The sequence below is a fragment of the Rhodoligotrophos defluvii genome, from assembly GCF_005281615.1.
GTDB classification, from domain to species: domain Bacteria; phylum Pseudomonadota; class Alphaproteobacteria; order Rhizobiales; family Im1; genus Rhodoligotrophos; species Rhodoligotrophos defluvii.
Genome location: NZ_SZZM01000002.1, coordinates 999,787 through 1,024,407, shown reverse-complemented (window position 1 = coordinate 1,024,407; position 24,621 = coordinate 999,787). Strand labels below are relative to the sequence as shown.

At 64.5% G+C, this 24,621-nt stretch carries 21 protein-coding genes; 10 read left to right on the top strand and 11 right to left on the bottom strand.

Features of this window, described 5'->3' with window-relative positions:
• Positions 1–59: 59 nt before the first annotated feature.
• Positions 60–245, bottom strand: coding sequence for a hypothetical protein (locus E4P09_RS25935; protein WP_170984325.1), 186 nt, complete (start codon positions 243–245; stop codon positions 60–62).
• A 1-nt stretch (position 246) separates the two neighbouring features.
• On the opposite strand from E4P09_RS25935, the gene E4P09_RS13925 reads away from it, so the two are divergent.
• Complete coding sequence (locus tag E4P09_RS13925) at positions 247–483, top strand: hypothetical protein (RefSeq protein WP_137390166.1); 237 nt, start codon at positions 247–249, stop codon at positions 481–483.
• Between the two features lie 292 nt (positions 484–775).
• Entirely contained in the window at positions 776–931 is a 156-nt protein-coding gene (locus E4P09_RS25930) for a hypothetical protein (protein WP_170984418.1), read from the top strand.
• A 491-nt stretch (positions 932–1,422) separates the two neighbouring features.
• Here the strand turns inward: E4P09_RS25930 and E4P09_RS13920 are convergent, their stop codons facing one another.
• Complete coding sequence (locus E4P09_RS13920) at positions 1,423–2,595, bottom strand: M24 family metallopeptidase (protein ID WP_137390165.1); 1,173 nt, start codon at positions 2,593–2,595, stop codon at positions 1,423–1,425.
• Positions 2,596–2,882: 287 nt separating this feature from the next.
• On the opposite strand from E4P09_RS13920, the gene E4P09_RS13915 reads away from it, so the two are divergent.
• Positions 2,883–3,329: a DUF1772 domain-containing protein gene (locus E4P09_RS13915; protein WP_239025174.1), complete on the top strand. Its 447-nt coding sequence runs from the start codon at positions 2,883–2,885 to the stop codon at positions 3,327–3,329.
• A gap of 39 nt (positions 3,330–3,368) precedes the next feature.
• On the opposite strand, the gene E4P09_RS13910 is transcribed toward E4P09_RS13915, so the two are convergent.
• On the bottom strand, positions 3,369–3,944 hold the full coding sequence (locus E4P09_RS13910) for a cupin domain-containing protein (RefSeq protein WP_205042106.1): 576 nt from the start codon (positions 3,942–3,944) through the stop codon (positions 3,369–3,371).
• A 135-nt stretch (positions 3,945–4,079) separates the two neighbouring features.
• Here E4P09_RS13910 and E4P09_RS13905 point away from each other — a divergent pair, with 135 nt between their 5' ends.
• From E4P09_RS13905 to E4P09_RS13880, 6 genes are all read left to right on the top strand, one after another.
• Positions 4,080–4,964 carry a nitrilase family protein gene (locus tag E4P09_RS13905; RefSeq protein WP_275406466.1) on the top strand — a complete coding sequence of 295 codons (885 nt, stop codon included), beginning with the start codon at positions 4,080–4,082 and terminating at the stop codon, positions 4,962–4,964.
• Between the two features lie 50 nt (positions 4,965–5,014).
• Positions 5,015–6,262 (top strand): substrate-binding protein, encoded by a 1,248-nt coding sequence (locus E4P09_RS13900; protein ID WP_137390163.1) that lies wholly within the window; start codon positions 5,015–5,017, stop codon positions 6,260–6,262.
• Positions 6,263–6,400: 138 nt separating this feature from the next.
• Entirely contained in the window at positions 6,401–7,255 is an 855-nt protein-coding gene (locus tag E4P09_RS13895) for a branched-chain amino acid ABC transporter permease (protein ID WP_137390162.1), read from the top strand.
• Positions 7,252–8,280: a branched-chain amino acid ABC transporter permease gene (locus tag E4P09_RS13890; protein WP_137390161.1), complete on the top strand. Its 1,029-nt coding sequence runs from the start codon at positions 7,252–7,254 to the stop codon at positions 8,278–8,280. Before E4P09_RS13895 ends, E4P09_RS13890 begins: the two co-directional genes overlap by 4 nt.
• Positions 8,273–8,995: an ATP-binding cassette domain-containing protein gene (locus E4P09_RS13885; protein WP_137390160.1), complete on the top strand. Its 723-nt coding sequence runs from the start codon at positions 8,273–8,275 to the stop codon at positions 8,993–8,995. The genes E4P09_RS13890 and E4P09_RS13885 overlap by 8 nt, the downstream gene beginning before the upstream one ends.
• Positions 8,992–9,693 carry an ABC transporter ATP-binding protein gene (locus E4P09_RS13880; protein ID WP_239025173.1) on the top strand — a complete coding sequence of 234 codons (702 nt, stop codon included), beginning with the start codon at positions 8,992–8,994 and terminating at the stop codon, positions 9,691–9,693. Before E4P09_RS13885 ends, E4P09_RS13880 begins: the two co-directional genes overlap by 4 nt.
• A 22-nt stretch (positions 9,694–9,715) precedes the next feature.
• Here the strand turns inward: E4P09_RS13880 and E4P09_RS13875 are convergent, their stop codons facing one another.
• Genes E4P09_RS13875 through E4P09_RS13865 form a run of 3 tightly spaced genes read right to left on the bottom strand, consistent with a single transcriptional unit; the run spans position 9,716 to position 11,120 of the window.
• Positions 9,716–10,099 carry a hypothetical protein gene (locus E4P09_RS13875; protein ID WP_239025172.1) on the bottom strand — a complete coding sequence of 128 codons (384 nt, stop codon included), beginning with the start codon at positions 10,097–10,099 and terminating at the stop codon, positions 9,716–9,718.
• 3 nt (positions 10,100–10,102) lie between these two features.
• Positions 10,103–10,921 (bottom strand): glycoside hydrolase family 19 protein, encoded by an 819-nt coding sequence (locus tag E4P09_RS13870; RefSeq protein WP_137390159.1) that lies wholly within the window; start codon positions 10,919–10,921, stop codon positions 10,103–10,105.
• Positions 10,922–10,928: 7 nt separating this feature from the next.
• Positions 10,929–11,120 (bottom strand): hypothetical protein, encoded by a 192-nt coding sequence (locus E4P09_RS13865; protein ID WP_137390158.1) that lies wholly within the window; start codon positions 11,118–11,120, stop codon positions 10,929–10,931.
• Positions 11,121–11,257: 137 nt separating this feature from the next.
• Between E4P09_RS13865 and E4P09_RS13860 the strand changes: the two genes are divergently transcribed.
• Positions 11,258–11,974 (top strand): hypothetical protein, encoded by a 717-nt coding sequence (locus tag E4P09_RS13860; RefSeq protein ID WP_137390157.1) that lies wholly within the window; start codon positions 11,258–11,260, stop codon positions 11,972–11,974.
• Between the two features lie 62 nt (positions 11,975–12,036).
• Here E4P09_RS13860 and E4P09_RS13855 read toward each other — a convergent pair whose 3' ends face one another.
• From E4P09_RS13855 to E4P09_RS13830, 5 genes are all read right to left on the bottom strand, one after another.
• On the bottom strand, positions 12,037–13,473 hold the full coding sequence (locus tag E4P09_RS13855) for a glycosyl hydrolase family 28-related protein (protein ID WP_137390156.1): 1,437 nt from the start codon (positions 13,471–13,473) through the stop codon (positions 12,037–12,039).
• Positions 13,470–13,841, bottom strand: coding sequence for a hypothetical protein (locus tag E4P09_RS13850; RefSeq protein ID WP_137390155.1), 372 nt, complete (start codon positions 13,839–13,841; stop codon positions 13,470–13,472). The genes E4P09_RS13855 and E4P09_RS13850 overlap by 4 nt, the downstream gene beginning before the upstream one ends.
• Before the next feature lie 53 nt (positions 13,842–13,894).
• Entirely contained in the window at positions 13,895–16,825 is a 2,931-nt protein-coding gene (locus E4P09_RS26695) for an autotransporter outer membrane beta-barrel domain-containing protein (RefSeq protein WP_428977714.1), read from the bottom strand.
• Positions 16,815–18,089: an autotransporter-associated beta strand repeat-containing protein gene (locus E4P09_RS13835; protein WP_137390153.1), complete on the bottom strand. Its 1,275-nt coding sequence runs from the start codon at positions 18,087–18,089 to the stop codon at positions 16,815–16,817. The genes E4P09_RS26695 and E4P09_RS13835 overlap by 11 nt, the downstream gene beginning before the upstream one ends.
• Positions 18,016–23,685 (bottom strand): autotransporter-associated beta strand repeat-containing protein, encoded by a 5,670-nt coding sequence (locus E4P09_RS13830; RefSeq protein WP_428977713.1) that lies wholly within the window; start codon positions 23,683–23,685, stop codon positions 18,016–18,018. Before E4P09_RS13830 ends, E4P09_RS13835 begins: the two co-directional genes overlap by 74 nt.
• Between the last annotated feature and the right edge of the window lie 936 nt (positions 23,686–24,621).

Sequence of the window (24,621 nt, the reverse complement as noted above, 5' to 3'; positions counted from 1 at the left end):
AGCTGCTGGGGCCCCAGGTGCGCTAGCTCCCCCACCGCCACCGAAACCACCTGTTCCACCTATACCGCGACCCGTTCCTTGGGATCCTCCCCCACCGCCTCCACCAAACCCACCATTACCACCCGTTTGGATGCTTGCTTGGTCACTGGCAGCACCCCCTCCGCCGCCTCCACCCCAGCCGCCATCGCCAGCTCGGCCGCTGCTTCCAGAATTCGCCGCGCCTCCGCCCGAGTAGGCGCCACCATTTTGCCCGCCTACTCCACTCGTGCCGACGGCTCCCCCATTCGGCCCGCCTCCGACACCGTTGGGTGCATCCCCACCATCGGCCCCAACGCCGAAGCCGCCGCCGCCCCCACCATTGCCGTCCGAAGAACTCGCTCCACCGACCCCACCATTCAGGCCGCCACCGCCTTTGCCGCCGCCATCTACCCCGGTTCCGCCAGTTGGCGCATCTATGTGACCGCCTTCGCCACCGTGAGCTGAATTGGCGTCGAAAGCCACGTCGCGGACTGCGACGCTGGCTCCCTTACCGACGAATAGCGCACCCCCCGCACCCATGCCGCCGCCACCTGGAAGTCTTGGGCCTGTCCCCCCATTTCCGCCCGTTGCCGCGCCGTTCTCAAGCGCAAGGTCTGATATCTCGACCGAGATCGGGGTCGGACTATTGCCCTGCGGGTCGGTGGTCGTGCCGCGAACGAAAAAGATACCGAATTTGTTGTCGCCGCTGATCTTGAGGCCCTGCGCTGCTGAGCCGTCGATTGTCACGGAATCGGAGATGATCGGCGGCTGGCTCGACCAGGTGATCGTCTGTCCGGCCAGGCTCGCATCGAACACGATCTCGTCGGCGCCGGCACTGGCATTGGCCTGGGCAATGGCCCAGCCGAGAGAGCCTACGGTGCTGGGATTTCCCGAGGCGCTGGTGACGGTGTAGGTGGCGGTCATAGCCGGTCCCGCCATCACGGCGAGCGCAAGAGCCGAGCTGCTGGACAGAATGGCCAGGCGACGGAAACGCATAGGCATGGGGTCCCTCGCGGCGGTAGAGCTGCTGCATGTCTCGTTAACACAATTATAAGTTGTATTACCGGAGGGCAAACGCGCGCCATGAGGAAAGAGGAGCTATACGGAGATTTGTTTCCTTTCGTTGCCCTGCTGCCACGGCGGCAGAGTAGGACCGGTCCCCACGCCGAGCTGGCCGCCTTCGCCTCGCCCGACATGCATCCCCGGATGAATCAAAGGACGGCGTCAGCCGGGTTCGCACGGGTGCCCGCGCATTCAGTCTTGCTTCATCAGCAGCGAATGCAGCCCTCGTCAGCGACGACGGCGGGGAAAGCAGCCAAGGCGCGTATTGGAAGCTCCCAGCGCGCAGCGGCACCGCCGATGGATGAACCATTGGCGCCGCCCGGCCGCGGCGGATCTCAATCGCTACTTCACATAGATCTCGCGGGGAAAGTTCGCGAGCGTCTCGCATCCCCCGCCGGTCACCAGGATGGTTTCGCTGACTTCGATGCCCCATCCGTCCATCCACATGCCGAGAATGGCATGCACGACGTTTCCGGGCTCGAGCACGGATACATCGCCCTGTCGCAAGGAGATGGTGTGCTCGCCCCAATCCGGCGGGTAGCCTATGCCCATCGAGTAGCCGATGCGCGATTCCTTTTTGAACCCATGCCGCGAGATGACGCTGCGCCAGGCGGCCTCGACATCTTGCGCGAGCACGCCGGGCGCAACGGTTTCGAGGACAGCCGCCATGCCCTCCAGGACGGCCGTCTCGACATCGGCAACCTTCTTCGGCTTGTCACCCAGCTGCAGCGTCCGCGCAAGCCCGGCCGTGTAATGTCGGCACGCGCCGGCAAGCTCCAGCGCGATCGTTTCGCCTTTGGTGAAGGTGCGGTTGCTCCACATCAGGTGAGGTGCCGCCGCGTTCTCCCCGGCCAATATCGTTGGCGGAAGCGCGGTTATATCACCGGCAAAGTCCGGTGATCCGCCAAGCTGGACGGCTTGTATCGCAGCGACCGCGTCGCATTCGCGAACGCCGGGCTCGATAACCTCATAGGCCTTGCGCACGGCAGCTTCCGCAAGCCTGGACGCATCGCGCATATAGGCGATTTCGGCAGGCGATTTTACGGTGCGTATCCAGTTGACCAACAGGTCGGCATCCACGAACGTGGCATCGGGAAGCGCCGCGGTGAGCCGCATGTGGGCTTTCGGCGAGTAGTAATAGGACTCGAGCTCGATCCCGATCCGTGCGCTTCGCCATCCCCTATCGGCGATATGCCTGCCGATCCAGTCCATGGGGTGCTTGGCGGGCGTCTGCACGTAATCTTCCGGAAACCCCACCACGTTCTCCGGCTTCATCCACGCCGTAAGCCGACCGCCAACCGCGTCCATGGCTCTGCCGATCCAGATCGGCTCGCCCTCCATGGGCACGACGACAACTTGCGGCGTGTAAAATGACCAGCCGTCGTAAGCGGTGATATAGTGCTGGTTTGCAACGTCGGTGACGATGAGGAGATCAAGCCCCCTGTTTGCCATCTCGGCGCGTATCTTCCCGAGGCGGCCCAAGTATTCTTCACGGGGAAAAGGCAGCGGTACCAATCGTCGGCTCCTCGCAATCGCACTGAAACCCGCACACCGGACCTCAGGAGTGGAGGGACGATAGGAGATGGGCGCGGAGCCGGTCAAGCCGGCGCTGTCTGGCCCCAAAGCCTCGCGATGACCGAGGGAACAATGGCGGCGGGTATCCCGGCGAGCCTTCGCGGGGACCGAGCGGTAAGGAGGCTGATCGGGGAAAGGATCAGCTTGCCTCGAATGGGCGTTTCCGGGGAACATGGCCACGGCGCGCTCGTTTCTCCCTTCAGTCCTTCTGCAAAAGGAGGCTGGCCGTGAAGGCGCTGCAGTTCGCTGCGATCATCCTCATTGCGATCTCCCTCGTGCCGGCCGGTGCTCACCTCATCGAGCTTCCGAACAAGATCGACCTCGACCGAGACGCCTATTTGACCGTCCAGCAGATCTACAGAGGCTGGGCGCTCGCGGGCATTCCCCTCATCGCGGCGCTGCTGGTGACCCTTGCCTTATCGGTGTTGAGCCGATCGGAAACGCTGCCGTTGCTGTTTTCCGCGGCCTCCTTCGTGCTGTTATTGATCACGCTGATCGCGTTCTTCATCTGGGTCTATCCGGTGAACCAGGCGACCCGCAACTGGACGGTTGCGCCGGAAAACTGGCAGTCGCTGCGGGCGCAATGGGAATACATGCACGCCGTGAATGCCGTCATGACCCTGACAGCTCTGGTATCGGCGGTTCTGTCTGTGCTGACCTGGGCGGGCAAGTAGCCCTCTGAGCGAGGAGGGTGCACCCGGGTGGCCATACGCTCAGAACGTCGGGGGCGTATTGATCCAGACGACCCGCGTCACCGTCCTGCCTGGATTTCTATAGCTGTGGGGCAGGTCGGATTTCAGGAAGAACGAATCCCCGGGGCGCAGGTGATGAATGGTCCCGGCCACGGTCAATTCAAGCTCCCCCTCCAGCACATAGCCTACTTCTTGCCCCTTGTGCTTGATCTCCCCGCCGTTTGATGCGCCAGGGTCGATCACGTGGATATTGCCGTCGATGACCTGGTCGTCGCTATAGCCGACCAGCCGCTCGAGGCGGATCGCCTTGCCCGGCTGATTGCCCTCGATCAGGACGGTCGGCCGCTCGCCATTGCGGTAGACACCGATGTCGGTCTGCTGGGGTGTGGCAAACAGATAGCCTATGCTCGTATCGAGCACGGCGGCGATCCGGTGAAGCATGCGCAGCGACGGGGTGATCCTGGCGCGCTCGATCTTGGACAGCAGACTTTCCGAACAGCCGACTGCATCAGCCACATCCTTGAGGCGCATGCGCTTGGTTTTCCGGGCTTGCCGCAACTTGGGGCCGAGATCCGTCATCTCGCCGATTTTCAGCATCCAAGCTCCCTTTCGGCTGGTCGAACCAGCCGTTTTGACATCACATGCCCACGTGTGAGGCAACTTTTCAAGCCACTTGACTGGAAGTCAAGCTGATGAAAGCATCATGAGAAAATGCTTAAAGGGAGTGTCGCGATGACGGGTGCCGCAGGCCGCAGCGAAGCCGTAATCAACGTCGCTTGCATCCAGATGGAGCCGAGGGTTGGCGAAAAGGGGGCGAATGTCCGGCGTACGATCGAGCTGATCGAGGAAGCCGCCGCCCAGGGCGCCAAGCTCCTCGTCCTGCCGGAGCTATGCAATTCCGGATATGTCTTCGAGACCAGGGAGGAGGCCTTCGCGGAGTCGGAGGAGGTCCCCAACGGCGAGACCACCAAGGCCTGGATGGAGTTGGCGCAACGCCGCGGGCTCCACATCGTGGCCGGCATCAACGAGCGCGAGGGCAACCTGCTCTACAACAGCGCAGTGGTGGTCGGCCCCAACGGGCATATCGGCACCTTCCGCAAGCTGCACCTGTGGAACGAGGAGAATCTGTTCTTCGAGCCCGGCAATCTCGGCATGCCGGTGTTCCGCACCCCGGTGGGCCGCATCGCCTGCAATATCTGTTATGACAGCTGGTTCCCGGAAAGCTACCGCCTCGCCGCGCTGCAGGGCGCCGACATCGTCTGCGTGCCAACGAACTGGGTTCCCATTCCCGGCCAGCGCGAGGGTGAGCGGGCGATGGCCAATACGCTGGTCATGGCGGCCGCGCACTCCAACAGCGTGTTCATCGCCGCGGCCGACCGCATCGGCACCGAGCGCGGACAGCCCTTCGAAGGCCAGAGCCTGATCGTCAGCTATACCGGCTGGCCGATCGGCGGTCCGGCCAGCAAGGACCGCGAAGAGATCATCTATGCGGAGGTCAACCTGGCCGATGCGCGCCGCAACCGGAATTGGACGGCATTCAACCAGCCGCTCCGGGATCGGCGCATCGACGTCTATGACGAGATGCTGGGCAGCAAGCATCACGCCGGCTGGTACTGAAGTGATCGCGATCAGTCGATCGCTGTAACGATAATTGGGGAGATGAGGACATGGACAAGACCCGCCATACGCGCGGCCTCACGCGCCGCGACATCCTGAAGACGACGGCCCTGGCGGCAACGACCGTTGCCGCGCCGGCGATCTTCACGCGGCCTTTGCGCGCCGCCGATCCCATCAAGATCGGCGTCATCTCGCCTCTGACCGGCGCCTGGACCGTTTACGGCAAGGCCCACAGCGCGGGCTTCCAGCTCGCGGTGGACGAGATCAACGAGGCCGGCGGCGTGCTGGGCCGGCCGATCGAGGTGGTGCTCGCGGATTCGAAGACCGAGCCCCGGATCGTGGTCGAGCAAGCGAACCGATTGATCCGGCAGGAGCGGGTGGACTTCCTCGCCGGCACCTTCTCCAGTGCCGAGCGCAACGCGGCAGGACCGGTGGTCAAGGCGGCCAACAAGATCCTGCTCTATCCCACCTTCTATGAAGGGCAGGAGAAGGAATATTACCCCGGGGTCTGCAATCCCAATATCTTCATGTTCGGACCGGAGCCCACCCAGCAAGTCTGGCCGCATATGGACTATATGATGAAGAACTTCGGCAAGAAATTCTTCATGATCGGCTCCGACTACGCCTGGCCGCGCGTGACCAATGCGGTGACCAAGCAGAAGCTGCAGGAGCTCGGCGGCGAAGTGGTCGGCGAGGTCTACATCCCCTTCAACACGCCGCAATATGAATCCGTCCTGCGCGACATCAGGAACTCCGGGGCGGACATCATCTTCCACACGCTCACCGGCAGCGACACGGTGAATTTCCGCCAGCAGTTCGCAGCAGCCGGCATGAAGAAGGACTTCACCCTGTGGACGGTCGACGATGAAGAGGTGGTGACCTCCGGCCTGGGCCCCGATGTGTCCGAGGGGACCTATGTGAGCTTCGACTACTTCATGTCGATCGAGAACCCCAACAACAAGGCCTTCCTCGAGCGCTTCAAGGCCAAGTTCGGCCAGGATGCGCTCATGAATACGGTGGGTGTCGGCATGTATAACGCGGCGCACATGGCCGCCATGGCACTGGCCAAGGCGGGGGAGGTGAGCACGGATGCGCTGCGCCAGAACCTGAAAGGGGTGACCTTCGACAAGGCGCCGCAGGGGACGGTCAAGATGCGCGAGATCGACAACCAGGCCGTTCTGCCATCCTATCTCATGAAGGTGCGCGCGGGCTGGACGAGCGTGAACGACATGTTCGAGGAAGTACAGTCGTTCCAGTCTGTCGAGCCGGTCGACGCGCGCTGCGACCTGCCGCTCTGATCAGAGCGCGCACTGGGGACGGCCGCAACGGCACGATGCGGCCGATCGCCCCCTCGAACAGAATGGCGAAGCAGCAGGCATCTTGGCGCTCAGCTGCGGTGCAGTTTGCCGTATCGAGCAGGAGTTGGGGAGCGGCGCATGCAAACCGCTATCAGCGTGGCGATCGATGCGACGCTCATCACCATGGTGTTCGCGCTCGCCGCCTTCGGGCTTGCGATCATCTACGGGCTGGTGGGCGTGATCAATCTCGGGCATGGCGCCATGCTCACCCTGGGGGCGTATTTCACCTGGGCGGCGGTCAATGCCGAAGTGCCCTTTTTCCTGGCGGTGATCCTGGCGGGACTGGGCGTCGGCCTCATCGGCCTCCTGTTCGAGCATCTGGTGATCCGGCATTTCTATGACCGGCCTTTCGATACCCTGCTTCTCACCTGGGGCTTTTTCCTGATCTCGACCGAGCTCGTGAAGATCGTGTTCGGCAGCAGCTTCCGCAATGTGCCGAGCCCTTTGCCCGGCGCGCTCGATCTCGGCTTCTACGAGGTTCCGGCCTACCGCGCCTTCATTGCGGTGCTCACGCTTGCGCTGCTCGCGGGGGCGGCCCTCGTCTTCTTCAAGACGAACCTGGGGATCAAGATCCGCGCCCTCATTCAAAACCAGGAGATGGCGGGACTGCTCGGCCTCAACATTGCCATGACCTACAAGCTCGTGTTCGGCTTCGGCGCCTTCATGGCCGGCCTTGCCGGCGGGCTCATCGCGCCGATGCTGAGCATCGACCCCTATATCGGCAACATCTTCCTGGTGCGGTCCTTCTTCGTGGTGATCGTCGGCGGCATCGGCCAGCTGCTCAGCGGCACGCTCTTGGGCAGCTTCTTCATCGGGGGGTCGGAAACCATCATCGCGCTGTTCTCGTCTCAGGTCGTGGCGCAGATGGCGGTGTTCCTCCTGGCCATCGTCATCCTCAGGTTCCGGCCGCAAGGCCTGATGAGCGAGCGATGAGCGATACCGTGGTCGAACGGCACGCCAAGACCGCTGCGGGATGGCGTTCGGTGAGCGGCGACATCAAGCTCGCAGCTGTCCTGTTCGCGCTTCTGGCGCTGGTCCCGGCGGTGATCGGCGGCTATGCAGTTTACATCCTGCCGCAATATCTGCTGTTCGGCGTGCTGGCCATGTCGCTGGGCCTGCTCTGGGGTCTCGGCGGCATCGTCAGCTTCGGGCAGGCGGCGTTCTTCGCTATCGGCGGCTACAGCATGGGGCTTGCCATGCAGGCGGGTTTCGGCCCCGCAGGCGCGTATCTCGGCCTGATCTGCGCCGCGCTCGCCGGCGCGGTGCTAGCCGGGCTTGCCGGGTATTTCCTGTTCAGCGCCGGGGTGCGTGCCACCTATTTCGTTCTGGTGACGCTCGCCCTCTCGATCATCGTCGAACAGGCGGCAGTGAGCCAGTCACAGCTGACTGGCGGCTGGAACGGCATGTTCGTGGACCGCATGTCCTTGAACTTCGGCCCCTTAGGCGAAATTTCGCTCTATGAGGATGCGGCCGCCTATTATTTTATCCTGCCGATCGTGGCGCTCATCTTCTTCGGCCTGCGCGCGCTGTCGGTCTCGCGCTTCGGCAAGATCCTGGTGGGCATCCGCGAGAACGAAGACCGGATGATGGCGCTCGGCTACAGCGTCTCATTTTACAAGACGCTCGCCTTCAGCCTATCCGGCGCGCTGGCCGGGTTCGCCGGCGCGCTCTATGCAACCCATGCCAACTTCGTATCGCCCTCGCTGGCGGGCGTGCTGTTCTCGACCGAGGTCGTGGTCTGGGTCGCAATCGGCGGCCGCACCTCGCTGCTCGGGGCGCTGCTCGGCGGTGTGGCCGTTTCGGCGCTGTCCAATTATCTCAGCAGCGTCACGCCCGAATATTGGCAGCTCGTGCTGGGCATCATCTTCGTCCTGGTCATTCTGTTCTTCAAGGAAGGCCTTGCCGGCCTCGCACGGAGCCTCGCCGACCGCCTCCACAGGACGCGTGCCGATGGCTGAGCTCTTGCGGACAGAGGGGCTATCGAAGCATTTCCGCGGTCTGGTGGCCAATGACGACATCGACTTCGCCATCGAGTCCGGCACGATCCGCTGCATCATCGGGCCCAACGGCGCTGGCAAGACGACGTTCCTCAGCATGATCTCCGGCCATCTCGCACCCTCCGCCGGCCGGATCATCTACAAGGGCGCCGACATCACCCGGCGATCGGTGATCCAGCGGGCAAGCATCGGCATCGGCCGGAAGTTCCAGACGCCCATGGTGTTCAATAATCTCACCACGGCGGAAAATGTCGAGCTCTCGATCCTCAGGCTTCATCGCTCGCGGCAGGACACCGCAGCGCGCGTCGACCAGGTTCTGCAGGCCGTGCGCCTGACCGAGCAGAGGGACACGCTGGCCAAGCACCTCTCCCACGGCCAGCGGCAGTGGCTGGAGATCGGGCTGCTGCTCGGCAACGAATCCGAGCTATTGCTGCTGGATGAGCCTACCGCGGGAATGACGGCGGAAGAGACGGCGGCCACCGGACAGCTGGTTCGGCAGCTTGCCCAAGACCGCAACCTGTCGGTGATCATCATCGAGCATGACATCGGGTTCATTCGCGACCTCAAGTCGCCGGTCACCGTGCTGCATCTCGGCCGGGTGCTTAAGGAGGGGAGCTTCGAGGAGATTGCGGATGACCCGAAGGTGCGCGACGTCTATCTGGGAGCGGACCTGTGAGCCTGACGGTTGAGCAGCTCAGCGCGGGGTACGGCAATATCGGTGTTCTGCGCGACTTGTCCTTCAGCCTGGAAAAGGGGGAGGTGCTGGGCGTTCTCGGCCGTAACGGCATGGGCAAGACCACGCTGATCCGGGCGCTTGCCGGGACCATCCCCACCGCCAGGGGCGCGATCGTTCTCGATGGGGAAGACATAACCGCCCTGCCGGATTACCAGCGGGCGCGGCGGGGGATCACGACCATCGTCCAGGGCCGCGGCATGTTCCCCAAGCTGACCGTGCGCGAGAACCTTGAGATGGGGCGCATTGCCGGCGGCCGGGCGAAGCGCGACCGGCGCGACGAGGTGCTGAGCTATTTCCCGCGCCTGGCCGAGCGCCTGAACCAGCTCGCCGGCACCATGAGCGGGGGCGAGCAGCAGATGCTCGCCATCGGCCGCGGCCTGATGACCGATCCCAAGATCATGCTGCTCGACGAGCCTTCCGACGGCATCATGCCCACGCTTGTGCGCCAGATCGCGGAGACATTGGCCAGGATCAACCGCGAGGAGGGCATGACCATCATCATCGTCGAGCAGAACGTGCCGATGGTGTTCGGCATGGCTCATCGCTGCATCATCCTGGAGAAGGGCCGGATCGTCGCCGGCGGCACCAAGGACGACATCGCCGAGAGCAATCTGATCAGGGAATATCTCGCCATCTGACTGGCAGCGGTGCAACCGCCGACTAGCGTCGCAATCTTGCGACCAGTTCCCCGCCTATCTTGCCGATGAACAGCGAGGCGATGATGGCTCCCATCCACTCATCCAGCGGCGGGGGCAGCGCAGCGATAGACCAGCTCTGCGGGTAAATGCAGCCCCGGCACCAGAGGATTGAGTAAACGCACACCGCGGCGAACCACAGGCCCGCCGGCACCAGGAAGAGGAGCGGGAACCACCAGCCCCGGCCGGTGCTGATGGCTGCCTGGGCCTTCAGGTATTCACGAACGATCTCTCCCTTGATCCGCTCGCGCTCGGTCTCGTTGTCCACTTTGTGGTCGATCGAGGACAGGATCCGGTCGAGCGGCCCGCTCGCGAGCCAGCCGAACAGCCAGGTGATCATGGTGAACATCGCTCAGGCTCCGAACCTGTAGCGCAGGTCCTTGCGCGCGATGACGAGGATCACGAGGGCGATCACCACGATGCCGAAGCCGGCGAGTGCCCATGGGTTATCGAGCGCGCCGAGCACCCCGGTGAGCAGCCCACCGGCAGCCGAAGCAAGGCCGGTCCAAATCGTGGCGTCCTTCACCAGCGCCGCGCCATCTGGCTCGGCTGCGGCCGGTGAGACGTCGGCCGGCGGGATGACGGCGACCTTGGCTGCCCTGAGCGCATCGAGGAAGTTCTTGTGATAGCCGGCGATTAGCTTAGCCTTGTCGGTGCCGTTGACGATGCGACGGGCGCTGATCGGGTCATCGGTGGTGGCGTTGAAGTAATCCCCCAGGCCCTTGCCGGTGAACAGGCCCTGCCCCATGCCTTCGAACAAGATGCGAATGGACACGTCCAGGTCGAGCGCCAGGTCGGGCGCGTTCACCAGGTCGACCCCGAGCAGATCGCCCAAGCGCTTGTAGTTCTTGAGCCAGGTCAACTGGATGAGGCCGCGGCCGTAATAGACATGCCCCGCGGCCTCGACCTTGCCGTAGCTTCGCCTGGCCACGATCTTTCGGGCGGCCTTGTCGCTACCCGCAAAGGCCTCGCGCACCGGCGCGAACTTGCCTCCGGTCTCGTGATGTACCGTCGCCAAGATATAGGCCAGCCAGCGGATATCCCTGTTCTGAGACCAGGCTTCCCAATGCGCGAGGATGGCATTGAGCCCGTCGACCTGCTGCTGGGTCAGCCTGCCGCCGAACGGTGCCCGGCGCACATAGGCAAAGAAGGTCTCGCGGTTGATGGTCATGGGAACCTCACGCATTGATGCAGGCAGCAAAGACGATCACCGATCGAGGCGCGATCCAGTCCCGCGGCAGCGGGTAAAGCGGGTGTTTGAAGACGCGGGTTTCCCCCGCGACCAGATCCAGGCCACCAAGACAAAAGGTGGCCACCACCGTCGCCCATAGGACGAGTCCCGGGGCGCCGATCCACAGGCGCTTGAGCATGGTTATTTCCGTTGTGCTTGGTTGGTGGGAGAATTACCCGACGCGCAGAGCCGCAACGCTCAACTTGGAACGTCTCGTGAACCTGCCCATCTAATCTGCTATTGTCCTTTTCAGCGAATCGTGAGGCGCCGAGCGGTATGAGCGAGTCAATCTACGATGATCTTCCAGAGGACCCTGAACTAGCATTCGTTGCTTTGGAGGCCCACTATAAGAAGCAACTCGAGTCTGATATTGAAGCTTCCGACGAAGGAAGTGCAATCGGTTACTACAAGCGTCGCTATTGTAACCATGTATTAGCCGCCTCTATCTCCCTCGATATACCTCACATTAAGGATTATACATTACCAGCTAATGACCAAGGGTCTTGGGATTTTTACAACACGTTTGAGACAGATGTTACAAATTTGATTATTCAGATTAAGATCAAACATGCACGCCGACGAAAAAGTTATAGTGTTGCGTTCGATAGTACGGCAAAACAGAAGATTAGGCACTATATCGAACAAATCCGAACAGCTGTTGAGCAGTCAAATCTGTCGCAGATTAAGCGCGATGCCATCTTTAAGAAACTTAGCGAGCTAACGCTAGAAATTGATCGTGACCGCACACGCTTCGAAGTCGTTGCTGACGCGATCCGCGGGGTTGCGCGGCTAAGCGGCGATGTGGAGCGCGAAGGTGCAGAACCCTGGTGGAAGTGGGTCAAGTTAATTTTTGGGGAGATTGACAACGCGAAGGAAAAGGAACCCCAAAGCTCCCTTCCTGAGCCTGAAGAACGTAAGCGCCTCGGATCGCCGCGTAGGCAGTTGCCCTCACCTACAAGGACCCATGAGCTAGACGATGAGATTCCATTCTAAGTTAGAGGGCATCTTGTCGTACAATTTCTCGCCAACGCGGGCGTGTATAGTTCCCATCGCACCTACACCTCATACCACACCCCGCCGCGGCGGATGAAGGAGACCACCACATTGGCGCCGACCGCCTTGTTGGCGCCGGTCTGGGTGCGCAGGTTTCCGGTCCCGTGCGCGTAGGTGGTGCCGCTCGATCCCTGCAGCCGTACCACCTGGCCGTCCACCCCGTTCAGGAGATTGCTGATGATCGCCGGCGGCACGAAGTTGAGGGCGGAGACCCCATCCACGTTGATCGAGCCGCCGCCGCCGCTCGCGTCAAAGAAGTTGGTCCAGCCGGGCGAGCCGGCATAGCCGATCGAGGTGCCCGCCCCGGTCTTGGTGATGATACGCTGGGCAATGCGCGGGATCGCCGCGCTCTGGTTCGCCGTATAGATTCCGATATACTGGTTGCGCTGATGCGCCGGCACGTTGCTCTCGTCATTGATGAAGTGCCGCACCTGGCCGGCCGTGGTGTTGAGGCTCAGGTTGACGAACAGGTTCTGCGAGCCGGTCACGCGCAGGGCATCGTAAGTGCCGTCCTGCCGGCTCGACAAGGTGATGCCGAAGCTGGCATTGGTGACCTGGTTGCGCTGCCCCGTCACCACCAGGCCCTCCTTGCCGCAGAGCTCGAAGCGGCAATTGGTGATCAGGCCCGCCGTTCCCCGCCACAGGCCGCCCACGTCGGAATTCTCCGCCACGCAATTGCTCATGCGGCAATTGGAGACGGCACCCATCAGGAACGAGGCGATGAGGCCTGACGGGCTGTCGTTTGGCCCGGAATGGCCGGCATGCACATTGTCGAACAGGGCATCGGGCCGGTTGTTGTAGATCACCCCTGCGAAGTCGCTGAGTGGCGCGCCCGCGAAGTCCACGCTGGCCATGTAGCCGCGGTTCACATAGACATCACGCAGCAAGAGCACCTGTCCCCCGTCGTTGCGGATCGCCTCGAGGCCCATGCTGCGGAAGCCGCAGCCTGTGACAGCAGGGAACTTGCAGGCCCCCTCGATCCAGACACCCCGCTGGCGCGAGGGCTCGTCCCCCAGGAACAGAAGATGGCGGATCAGCAGGTTGCGCCGCTCCTCGGCGCTCACCCCATCCTCGGGCACATGGATCATGGCCCCGATAAAGCCGGGCGCCGCCTTCAGGGTCGAGACCCGCCGGCTGTTGTCATAGACGCCAGGATTGACGAGGCCGGCGGTCAATACCGGCACGGCGCCGAAGATGTGAGCGCAAGGCTTGTCCACCACCAGCGGTGCGGAGACCAGATAGATCCCCGGCGGCACATAGAGCGGGTCCCCATTGGCCAGGCAGTTGGTGATCGCCTGCTGCAACCGGTCAGTATCGTCGCTCTCGCCATCACCCTTCGCGCCCCACATCTTCACATTGGGCACGCGGGCTGAATCGAACAGGTTGCCTAGCACGCTGAGCTGGGTCGCGCCGTCGAGCACTTGCAGAAACGTGGTCATTGGTCGGCCTCGAACAGGGAGGGCTTCACCACCAGGAAACCGCGCAGATAGGTGTGCAGGCCCGGCTGCAAGCTCTCGGGCGGATCGAGCGGCGCCGCAAGGCGCAGCTGATAGCGGGTGAGCCGCCCCAGGGGCAGCACCCGGGTCTGGGCCGGGGTCAGCGCCGCCACGATCGTCCCTAGCGCCGCATGCACGGTGATCCCTTCGCCTTCCGTCAGCTCCAGGTGTCCGCCCGGCCAATCCACCGCGAAGGCTACTGCGAAGCCGGTGAGGTCGATCACCGCGTCATTGCCATCCACCAGCACGATGTCTTCCGACCAGTCGTCGCCGGCGGTTAGCGCATAGTCTGATTTGGCTGTGCCGATCATGGCTCTCCTCGGTTCGCTGCCATGATAAATCCACCGCTGGCTGCGGGGATAAATCAGCGACACGAAGAGCGCGGCGCGTGGCTTAAATCTGGTTGAGAAGGAGAGGGCCCGCGCGATGGCGGGCCGTCGAGGTTTACGCTCGCAGGGAGGGCGTTGGCGCGTTGGCTTGGCTCACCATTGGATTTGGCCTGAGAGGGAGAGGTAGTGGTTTGTCTGCCTCGAGGCGTATTCGAAGCCGTAGCCGATGGCGAAGGTGACGGGGGATTGGGGGGCTTCGGCGGCGAGCGCCAGGTTGGCGCGGAAGCGGTCCTTGCCCAGCTTGGCGCCTTCGGTTTGGAAGGTGAGGCCCTTGGCGCCGAGGAAGGCGGAGGCGACGGTGTCGTCGATATCGCCGAAGCCGCGGCCATAGGAGAGCATGAGTTCGGGCCGCAAGGCGAGATCGGCGAAGAGGGAACCGGTGTCGCTGGGCAGGAGGCCGGCGATATGGCCCTGCAGGCTGAGGCCGACGACTNGATGGCGAAGGTGACGGGGGCTTGGGGGGCCTCGGCGGCGAGGGCCAGGTTGGCGCGGAAGCGGTCCTTGCCCAGCTTGGCGCCCTCGGTTTGGAAGGTGAGGCCCTTGGCGCCGAGGAAGGCGGAGGCGATGGTGTCGTCGATATCGCCGAAGCCGCGGCCATAGGAGAGCATGAGTTCGGGCCGCAGGGCGAGATCGGCGAAGAGGGAACCGGTGTCGCTGGGCAGGAGGCTGGCGATATGGCCCTGCAGGCTGATGCCGACGACCGCCTCGGCGGAGGCGATGCTCTCGGCATGGACGTCGAGGCCGGCATTGCCGGCGCCCTTCTCCTCGACCTTGGGCCGGTAGAGATAGAGGCCGTTGATCTCGACGAAGGGGGTGAGGATGGCGCTGTGGCCGGCGGGGAGCCAGTAGCCTGCGCCGATCGAGCCGTTGATGGCGGCCATGGTGTAGTTGGCCTTGGTGGAGAACCATTCCTCCTCGATGCCGAAGCTGCGCTTGGCTGATGTGAAGGGCAGGGCTGTCGCGGCCAGGCCGTAGAAGAAGGCATTGCCGCGGGCGATCCTGGCATAGGCGCCGGCCTGGGGCGCGGTGAGGCTGGCGCTGTGGGGGATGGATTTGAGGGAGAGGCTGGCCCAGCCGATGCCGAGATAGCCGCCATAGAGGAGGTCTGATCCAAGCAATGGCGTTGATNCGGTGAGGCTGGCGCTGTGGGGGATGGATTTGAGGGAGAGGCTGGCCCAGCCGATGCCGAGATAGCCGCCATAGAGGAGGTCTGATCCAAGCAATGGCCTTGCGGTCTCGGCGCCGAAGATCTGGAAGCCCTCGGAGGCGGAATAGGCGCTGCCATTGCCGTCGCTGCCCTGTTTGAGGGTGCCGGCGCGGGTTGCGGACCAGTACTGGACGGGCGCATAGGCCGGCGGGGGCAGCATCGGCTCGGCATAAGCGTCGCCGCCGGCCGGGGCAATGGCTGTATCGGCGCCGTAGCCGGCACTCGTGCCATAGGCACTTGCGCCATAGGCACCAGCGCTCGCACCAGTNTTGCCGTCGCTGCCCTGCTTGAGGGTGCCGGCGCGGGTTGCGGACCAGTACTGGACGGGCGCATAGGCCGGCGGGGGCAGCATCGGCTCGGCATAAGCATCGCCACCGGCCGGGGCAATGGCTGTATCGGCGCCGTAGCCGGCACTTGTGCCATAGGCACTCGTGCCATGGGCACTCGTGCCATAGGCACCGGCGCTCGCGCCAGCGCTCGCACTGACCATGCGGGCNTAGGCCGGCGGGGGCAGCATCGGCTCGGCATAAGCATCGCCACCGGCCGGGGCAATGGCTGTATCGGCGCCGTAGCCGGCACTTGTGCCATAGGCACTTGTGCCATAGGCACTCGTGCCATGGGCACTCGTGCCATAGGCACCGGCGCTCGCGCCAGTGCTCGCACTGACCATGCGGGTGCGGACCGCATAGCGGGCATTGTGGACCATGCGGGCGGCGGCGGCGGAGGCATTGGCATAGGCCTCCGCATCCATGGCCCACAGGGCCTGGCGCACCGCGGCGGCATCGTCGCTGCCCTCCAGCACGTTCTTCAGCCGCTGCAGGGGAGAGTCCGGCGGCAGGGCGCCGGCATCGATCCGGTCGATGACCTCGCCCACCGAGGCGGTGTTGCGGGTGCCGGCCAGGCCCTTGAGGGTGGGCAGGGTCTCGTAGAAGCGGACGAACACGGTGCCGCCGCTATAGGAGAGCCGCGGCTTGAGGCTCTGGTTGGGGGCGATGACGCTGGCGAACACCCCATCGACGTCGCTCCCCTCGAGGAGGGCGTATTTGATCCCCTCCTGGATGTCGCCATAGAGCTCGATGGTGCCGCCGTCGATGGTGATGTCGCCGGCGGCGGTGATCTTGCTGGCGCTGGCATCGGCCAGGCTGACCACGTAATGGGCGGTGTCGGTGAAGGTGACGGTGCCGGCGACCGTCATGCTGGAGGCGGTTGCGGGAATGGCGCCGCCGCGGATCGCCGCCGGGGTCTCGTCGCCCACGGCAAAATCGCCGCGCACGATGAGATTGGCGACCTGTCCGGTGCCATAGGCGGCCGCCCCGTCCGCCACCGCCAGGGTGGCGGAGGCCAGCCGGCCCATGAGGCCCATGGTGCCTGCGCCGATGGTCAAGGTGCCGCCGAAGGCGCCGGTGCCGGTATAGAGCAAGCTGCCGCCGCCGGTCTTGGTGAGCGCGCCGGTGCCCGACAGCGCGCCGCTCAGGGTAAGGGTGGTGCCATCCGCCACATGGAGGCCGCTGCCCACCGAACCGGGCGCGCCGTTGCTCACCGCGACCGCGCGGGCGATGGTCATGCTGGCGCTGGTCGAGAGAATGCCGCCGGCAATCTCCAGATCGCCCACGGGATCGCCCAGGCTCTGCTCGCGGGCGATGCTCAGGATGCCGTCCTCGATGCGGGTGCCGCCGGTATGGTGGTTGTCATTGGTCAGGGTGAGGGTGGCGGGCCCGCGCTTGATCAGCTTGCCCGAGCCGGAGAAGNGCGATGCTCAGGATGCCGTCCTCGATGCGGGTGCCGCCGGTATGGTGGTTGTCATTGGTCAGGGTGAGGGTGGCGGGCCCGCGCTTGATCAGCTTGCCGATGCCGGAGAACGAGCCGCCATAGGTTGAGTTCTCGTCCATGTCGAGGATGAGATTGGCGGAGAGGTCGAGATCGCCATCGCCGGAGAGGCCGCCGAAGGTCTGCTCGAAGCCGTTCATGTCGAGAATGGCGCCTTGCGTGATATCGATGGCCCCTGTGCCGAACACGTTTGAGGCGCCGGCGCGCAAGGTGCCCTCGCGCAGATCGGTGCCGCCGGCATAGCTGTTGCGGGCATTGGTGAGGGTGAGCACCCCCGGCCCCTCCTTGATGAGGGCGCCGGCGCCGCCGACCTCGCCATGGAGGGTGAGATTGCCGGGATCGGTGTCGAAGATGCCGCCGCTGCCGGAGAGGGTGAAGGCGCGGTCGCTCTCCACATCCGCCGTGGTGATGAGGCGGCCCTCGTCGATCAGCTCGACCGCGCCGGAGGCCGCGCCGAGATTGCGGTCATCCGAGATGCTGATACCGCCCGAGCCGGGCGAGCCCGAGCCGGTGATCCGGGTGCCGCCGGCATAGGTGTTCTCGCCCGAGAGGGTGAGAATGCCCGCGCCCTGCTTGTGAAGGGGGCCGGCGCCGGCGAGNATGCCGCCGCTGCCGGAGAGGGTGAAGGCGCGGTCGCTCTCCACATCCGCCGTGGTGATGAGGCGGCCCTCGTCGATCAGCTCGACCGCGCCGGAGGCTGCGCCGAGATTGCGGTCATCCGAGATGCTGATACCGCCCGAGCCGGGCGAGCCCGATCCGGTGATCCGGGTGCCCCCGGCATAGGTGTTCTCGCCCGAGAGGGTGAGAATGCCCGAACCCTGCTTGTGAAGGGGGCCGGTGCCGGCGATGGTGCCCGCATAGGTTGTATCGATGGCCTGGTCGACGGTGAGGGTGGCGGCGCCGAGATCCACCGTGGCGCCGGCATCGCCGGTGAGGCTCTTCACCGTCTGGTCGAAGCCGGCGAGCTCGAAGCGGCCGGGCCCGTTGACGTCGAGATGGGACTGGTCGATGACGTCGGCCGCGCCGGCCCGCAAGATGCCGTCATTGACCGCCGTGGTGCCGCTATAGGTGTTCTTGCCCGTGAGGGTGAGGGTGCCGGAGCCCTCTTTGGTGAGGCCGCCCGTGCCCTCCAGCACCCCGGCGTAAGTTGTGTCGTGGNATGAGGCGGCCCTCGTCGATCAGCTCGACCGCGCCGGAGGCTGCGCCGAGATTGCGGTCATCCGAGATGCTGATACCGCCCGAGCCGGGCGAGCCCGAGCCGGTGATCCGGGTGCCGCCCTGATAGGTGTTCTCGCCCGAGAGGGTGAGAATGCCCGAACCCTGCTTGTGAAGGGGGCCGGTGCCGGCGATGGTGCCCGCATAGGTTGTGTCGATGGCCTGGTCGACGGTGAGGGTGGCGGCGCCGAGATCCACCGTGGCGCCGGCATCGCCGGTGAGGCTCTTCACCGTCTGGTCGAAGCCGGCGAGCTCGAAGCGGCCGGGCCCGTTGACGTCGAGATGGGACTGGTCGATGACGTCGGCCGCGCCGGCCCGCAAGATGCCGTCATTGACCGCCGTGGTGCCGCTATAGGTGTTCTTGCCCGTGAGGGTGAGGGTGCCGGAGCCCTCTTTGGTGAGGCCGCCCGTGCCCTCCAGCACCCCGGCGTAAGTTGTGTCGTGGTCCTGGTCCGAGGTGAGGGTGGCGGTGCCGAGATCGACGACGGCGCCGGCATCGCCGGCAAGGCCGGCCACGGTCTGGTCGAAGCCGGCGAGCTCGAAGCGGCCGGGGGCAGTGACGTCGAGCGCGGAGGCGGCGATCACATTGGCGGCGCCCGCCCGGAGCACCCCGTCATTGACCGCCGTCTTGCCGCTATAGGTGTTCTCACCCGTCAAGGTGAGGGTGCCGGTGCCCTCCTTGGTGAGGCCGCCGGTGCCGGCGATGATGCCGGCGTAAGTGGTGTCGATGTCCTGATCGGCGGTGAGCGTGTTGGCGCCGAGCGCCACCGTGCCGCCCGTGGCGCCGCTCAGGGCGGCCACGGTCTGGTCGGAGCCGCCGAGGTCGAAGGTGCCGTTNAGGGTGCCGGCGCGGGTTGCGGACCAGTACTGGACGGGCGCATAGGCCGGCGGGGGCAGCATCGGCTCGGCATAAGCGTCGCCGCCGGCCGGGGCAATATTCACGTCGGCATCAGCGCCTAACACACCGGCACCAGTGCTCGCGCCAATGCTCGCACTGACCATGCGGGTGCGGACCGCATAGCGGGCATTGTGGACTATGCGGGCGGCGGCGGCGGAAGCATCCCCATAGACCTCCGCGTCCATGGTCCACAGGGCCTGCCGCACCGCGGCGGGATCCTCGCTGGATTCGAGGTCGTCCTTGAGGCGCTGAAGGGGTGAGCCGGGGCTCAAGCCTCCCCCGTTGATCTTGTCGATCGTTCTGGCCACCGCGCATTCGTTGCGCGTCCCGCAGATGAGATCGAGGGTGGGCAGGGTTTCGAAAAACCCGAGGTAAACACCGTCTGGCCGATAGAACAGCTTCGGAAGGAGACCGTCGGCATCGGCCACCACATTCGAAAAGTTGCCGACCCGGCTCGCCCCCGTGATGAGGGCATAGCGCACACCTTCCTCATAGCTGCCATGAAGCGTGATCGTGCCGCCGAGAATGGTGACGTCGCCGCCTGCGACCGTCTCGGGCACGGTGCCGTCGACCGCATTGCTGACCACATAATTGGCGGTATCCTCGAACAGCACGTCGCCTTCCACCGTGAAGGTGGCAGCGGTGGCGGCGCCGCCGCCGGCGCGAATATCTTCGGGCGCCCGCTCGCCTACGGCAAAGTTGCCGCGCACGATGAGATTGGTCACCGCGCTGGCGCCATAGAGCGAGGCACCCTCCTCGACCACGACGGATGCGGAGGTGAGGGGGCTGAGCAGGCCCATTGTGCCCTGGCCGATGGTGAGTGCGCCCGAAAGCGTCCCCGCGCCATCGAAGACGAGACGGCCAGACCCGGTCTTGGTGAGGCTCGATCCGGACAGGTCCCCGCTCAGGGTGAGGGTGCCGCCCGCCACGTCTATGCCGCTGCCGGTTCCGCCCCCGCCCAGGCCGTTGCTGACCGTCACCGAACGGGACATGGTGATGTCACCACTGGTTTGCAGGATGCCACCGGCGATCTCCAGTGGCCCGCTGTCTTCGCCTAGGCTGCTGTTCGAGGCGATGCTCAGGATCCCCTCTTCGATACGGGTGCCGCCGCTATAATCGTTGGCGTTGGAGAGCGTGAGCGTGCCGGCGCCGTCCTTGACGAGGCGGCCGCTGCCGCTGATGGTGCCGGCATAGGTGCCCGTATCGGTTTGCTTCACCGTGAGGGTGCCTGAGCCGAGCGCAATGGCCGCGTTGGGCGCACCCGTCAGATCGCCAATGGTCTGATCGTGGCCGTCGAGGTCGAAAGTCGCGCCGGCAGCGATGTCGACAGCACCGCTGCCCAGCACGTTCTCGGCGCCGGCCTGCAACGTGCCCGCAGCGATTCTGGTCCCACCGCCATAGGTGTTGGCACCGGACAGAGTAAGGATCCCGGCGCCGTCCTTGACGAGCCGGCCAGTGCCGCTGATCCTGCCAGCGAAGGTTGCATTATCGTCCTGCGAAATGGTGAGCCTGGCCGAACCAAGCTTCACCTGGGCGCCCGAACTGCCGCTCAAACCGTCGATGGTCTGGTTGAAATTGTTCAGATCGAAGCTGCCATCGCCATCGATCGTGAACGCCGTGTGCGCAAGCACATCGGCGACGCCGGCCTTAAGGGCGCCATCGACGATGTCGACGGTTCCCGTCATCGTGCTCACGTGATCGAGAGTGAGCGTTCCCGCGCCCGTCTTGACGAGTTCGCCCGTTCCGGTGATCACGCCCGAGAACGTATGGTCGGTGTCTTCGTCGGCGGTAAGGGTGGCGCCGCCGAGCGCGACCTCGCCGCCGGCATCTGCCGTGAGTGCGTCCAGCGCCGCATCAAAACCGTTGAGATCGAGCTTGGCGGTGGCGCCAATGTGCACTTGCCCCGTGCCCAAAGCGCCTTCCGCACCCAGCCGAATGGTTCCCGCCGCAATATCGGTGCCGCCGCTATAGTCGTTGGCGGCGGCCAGGGTGAGGGTGCCTGTGCCGTTCTTCACAAGTCCGCCGCTGCCGGTGATCGTGCCGGCAAAGGTGGTCGAGCCGGTCTGGTCGACCGTAAGGCTGCCGGAACCGAGCGCGATGCGGGAATCGGCGGCGCCGCTGAGATCGCCGACCGCCTGGTCATGGCCGTTCAAGTCCAGCTCGGCACCCGCGGCCATGGTGAGAGCGCCGCTGCCCAGCGCGTTCTCCGCCTCGGTGCGCAGGATACCGCCGGCGATATCGGTGCCGCCGCTATAATCATTGGTGGCGGCCAGTGTGAGGGTGCCCGCGCCCTCCTTAATCAGACCACCGGTGCCGGTGATCGTGCCGGCATAGCTGGTCGAGCCGGTTTGGTCGACCGTAAGCCTGCCGGAGCCGAGGTCGATTCGCGCATTGGCGCCGCCGCTGAGATCGCCAACCGACTGATTGTGATCGTTCAGGTCCAGCTCGGCACCGCCAGCGATGGTGAGAGCGCCGCTGCCCAGCACGTCATCCGCCGCGGCGCGTAGGATGCCGCCGTTAATATCGGTGCCGCCGCTATAATCGTTGGCGGCGGCCAGGGTGAGGGTGCCTGTGCCGTTCTTCACAAGTCCGCCGGTGCCGGCGATCGTGCCGGCATAGGTGGTCGAGCCGGTTTGCTCGACCGTTAAGCTACCCGAACCGAGCGCGATCCGGGAACCGGCGGCGCCGCTGAGATCGGCGACCGACTGGTTGTGATTGTTCAGGTCCAACTCCGCACCGCCGGCAATCGTGAGGGCGCCGCTGCCCAGCGCGTCATCCGCCTCGACGCGCAGGATGCCGCCGTTAATATCGGTGCCGCCGCTATAATCATTGGCGGCGGCCAGGGTGAGGGTGCCTGTGCCGTTCTTCACAACTCCGCCGGTGCCGCTGATCGTGCCGGCATAGGTGGTCGAGCCGGTTTGCTCGACCGTGAGGCGACCGGAACCGAGCTCGATCCGGGAATCGGCAGCACCGCTGAGATCGCCGATGGTCTGGTCGTGGTCGTTCATATCCAACTCGGCACCGCCAGCGATGGTCAAAGCCCCGCTGCCCAGCACGTTGTCGGCCTCGGCGCGCAGAATGCCACCGTTGATGTCGGTACTGCCGCTATAATCATTGGAGGCGGCGAGGGTGAGGGTGCCGGTGCCGTCTTTCCTAAGCCCGCCGGTACCGGCTATGGTGCCGGCATAGGTGGTCGAGCCGGTTTGCGTGACCGTTAAGGTGCCGGAGCCGAGGTCGATTCGGGCATTCGCCGCACCGCTGAGATCGCCAATGGTCTGGTCGTGGTCGTTCATATCCAGCTCGGCACCGCCAGCGATGGTCAAAGCCCCGCTGCCCAGCACGTTGTCGGCCTCGGCGCGCAGGATGCCGCCGCCTATGTCGGTGCCGCCGCTATAGTCATTGGTGGCGGCCAGGGTGAGGATGCCCGTGCCGTTCTTCACGACGCCGCCGCTGCCGGTGATCGTGCCGGCATAGCTGGTCGAACCAGTCTGGTCGATCGTGAGGGTGGCGGCACCGAGGTCGATTCGGGCACCGGCGCCGCCGCTGAGATCGCCGACGCTCTGGTCATGGCCGTTCATGTCCAGTTCGGCCCCGCCAGCGACGGTCAGGGCGCCGCTGCCCAGCGCGTTCTCCGCCTCGGCGCGCAGGATGCCGCCCGCTATATCGGTGCCACCGCTATAGTCATTGGTGCTGGAGAGGGTGAGGGTGCCCGCGCCGTCCTTGACCAGGCTGCCCGTCCCGCTGAGCGTGCCGGCATATGTCGCATCAACGCTTTGGACGACGGTAAGGTCGGCCGCCGCCAATTCGATGTGCGATCCGGCTTCACCACTCAAGCCGGCAAGGGTCTGGTCATGGCCATTGAGGTCGAATGTGGCCGTGGCCGCAAGAACGAGTTCGGAATGGGCGAGAACGTTCTCGGCGCCTGCCTGCAAGATGCCGTCATTGACGGCGGTCGTGCCGCTGAAGGTGTTTTGGCCGGAAAGCGTGAGCGTGCCGGCGCCATTCTTCACAAGCCCGCCGGTGCCGCTGATCGTGCCGGCATAGACCGTCGAAGCGGCCTGGTCGACCGTGAGGGTGCCGGAGCCGAGCACGATCCGGGAACCGTCGGCGCCGCTGAGATCGGTGACCGACTGATCGTGGTTGTTCAAATCCAGCTCACCACCACCGGCGATGGTGAGCGCGCCGCCTCCCAGCACATTGTCCGCCCCGGCCCGCAAAATGCCGCCGGTGATATTGGTGCCGCCGGTATAGGTGTTTGGGCCGGACAGGGTGAGGGTACCGCTGCCGCCCTTGGTAAGCCCGCCGGTGCCGCTGATCGTACCGGCATAGGTGGTGTTGCCGCTCTGCTGGACGGTCAAATGCGCCGAGCCGAGATCGAGCTGTGCGCCGGAAGCGCCACTCAAGCCTGTTACCGTCTGGTCAAACCCATCCAGAGTAACGCTTGCCGATGAACCCACGGACAGGCTCGCATTGGTGAAGGCATTGGCACCCCCCAATGTGAGGCTGCCGTCCTCTACGACCACGGAGGAGATGTCCGTCGTGTGGCCCGTGAAGGTCCATTGCGTGCCCTCGATGATGTCGATCTGCTCGAAATGCCGGTAGTGTCCCGTCGCGCTCATTTCGGCCAAATTGAACCTGCCAGAAGATCCGCCAGCCAGAGCGAGGGTATCGAATCCGCCACCGGCATTCACATACCCAATGATTTGGGAAGTTCCTTCCAGCGTAAGCTTATCCGCGTGGTTGCCAAACTCCATGGAGGCATTGCCCGCCGTTCTGGTCCTGATCGTGCCGCCATTCCTCACATTGAACGAGGCTTCACCGCTGATCCTGAATGCGTTGACCCCGCCCTCGATCGTGGCGCCCGCTTGATTGTTGACCACCACCAACGCACCACTCACGTTGGAAAAGCTGCCGATGGCGACATTGTCAGCAATGATCGACCCGCCGGCATGGTTAGTCAGCGTGGTCCGTCCGTGCGTATTGAGCTCCAGAACGTAGGCATGTTGAAAAAGGGAGTTGTTCTGCATCACCCCATAATTTTCGACCGAAACGTCGTAAGGCGCGTTCTGTTTTGACTGAATCGTATCGACGTTGCCGTCGGGCCTGCCGCCAACGTAGCGCATTGTCCCATGGTTCACTAACCTTGCAGACTGGCCGTCGAGCAGTGTGAGCCAGGCTATCGGATCAGCGTCGTAAGTGGCTGAGGAGCCGTGGTCGACCACCATCGTGGAGCCTGCTGAGACCGTCACCGTACCACGAAAATCCACGTTATTCTCAAAGTGGATGTTCTGGCCGGGCGCGGTGGTGTACTCGCCTGTCTTGGTGCCGGGTCCAGACACAACAATGTCTGCTGCGCTCGCCTGATGGAGTCCAGTCGCGAGCGTCAACAACGTGCAGGCGGCAGCTGTTGTCATGCTCCTGATGCCTATGCGTCTATCTTTACCCCCGACGGTACCGGCGCAGCCGACCTGATGACCTGAGAGCAACGCCCGGAGCGAGACGCTGTTTTCCAGCCGAAGGATATCGCGACGAGAGGGCGGCAATAGCCCAGGATG

Coding starts and splice junctions, on each gene's coding strand:
- E4P09_RS13910 (WP_205042106.1), bottom strand. CDS start 3,944: ATGCTGAAAATCGGCGAGATGACGGATCTCGGCCCCAAGTTGCGGCAA.
- E4P09_RS13895 (WP_137390162.1), top strand. CDS start 6,401: ATGCAAACCGCTATCAGCGTGGCGATCGATGCGACGCTCATCACCATG.
- E4P09_RS25930 (WP_170984418.1), top strand. CDS start 776: ATGATCGGCGGCTGGCTCGACCAGGTGATCGTCTGTCCGGCCAGGCTC.
- E4P09_RS13890 (WP_137390161.1), top strand. CDS start 7,252: ATGAGCGATACCGTGGTCGAACGGCACGCCAAGACCGCTGCGGGATGG.
- E4P09_RS25935 (WP_170984325.1), bottom strand. CDS start 245: ATGGTGGCGCCTACTCGGGCGGAGGCGCGGCGAATTCTGGAAGCAGCG.
- E4P09_RS13870 (WP_137390159.1), bottom strand. CDS start 10,921: ATGACCATCAACCGCGAGACCTTCTTTGCCTATGTGCGCCGGGCACCG.
- E4P09_RS13900 (WP_137390163.1), top strand. CDS start 5,015: ATGGACAAGACCCGCCATACGCGCGGCCTCACGCGCCGCGACATCCTG.
- E4P09_RS13850 (WP_137390155.1), bottom strand. CDS start 13,841: ATGATCGGCACAGCCAAATCAGACTATGCGCTAACCGCCGGCGACGAC.
- E4P09_RS13885 (WP_137390160.1), top strand. CDS start 8,273: ATGGCTGAGCTCTTGCGGACAGAGGGGCTATCGAAGCATTTCCGCGGT.
- E4P09_RS13865 (WP_137390158.1), bottom strand. CDS start 11,120: ATGCTCAAGCGCCTGTGGATCGGCGCCCCGGGACTCGTCCTATGGGCG.
- E4P09_RS13875 (WP_239025172.1), bottom strand. CDS start 10,099: ATGTTCACCATGATCACCTGGCTGTTCGGCTGGCTCGCGAGCGGGCCG.
- E4P09_RS13855 (WP_137390156.1), bottom strand. CDS start 13,473: ATGACCACGTTTCTGCAAGTGCTCGACGGCGCGACCCAGCTCAGCGTG.
- E4P09_RS13860 (WP_137390157.1), top strand. CDS start 11,258: ATGAGCGAGTCAATCTACGATGATCTTCCAGAGGACCCTGAACTAGCA.
- E4P09_RS13905 (WP_275406466.1), top strand. CDS start 4,080: ATGACGGGTGCCGCAGGCCGCAGCGAAGCCGTAATCAACGTCGCTTGC.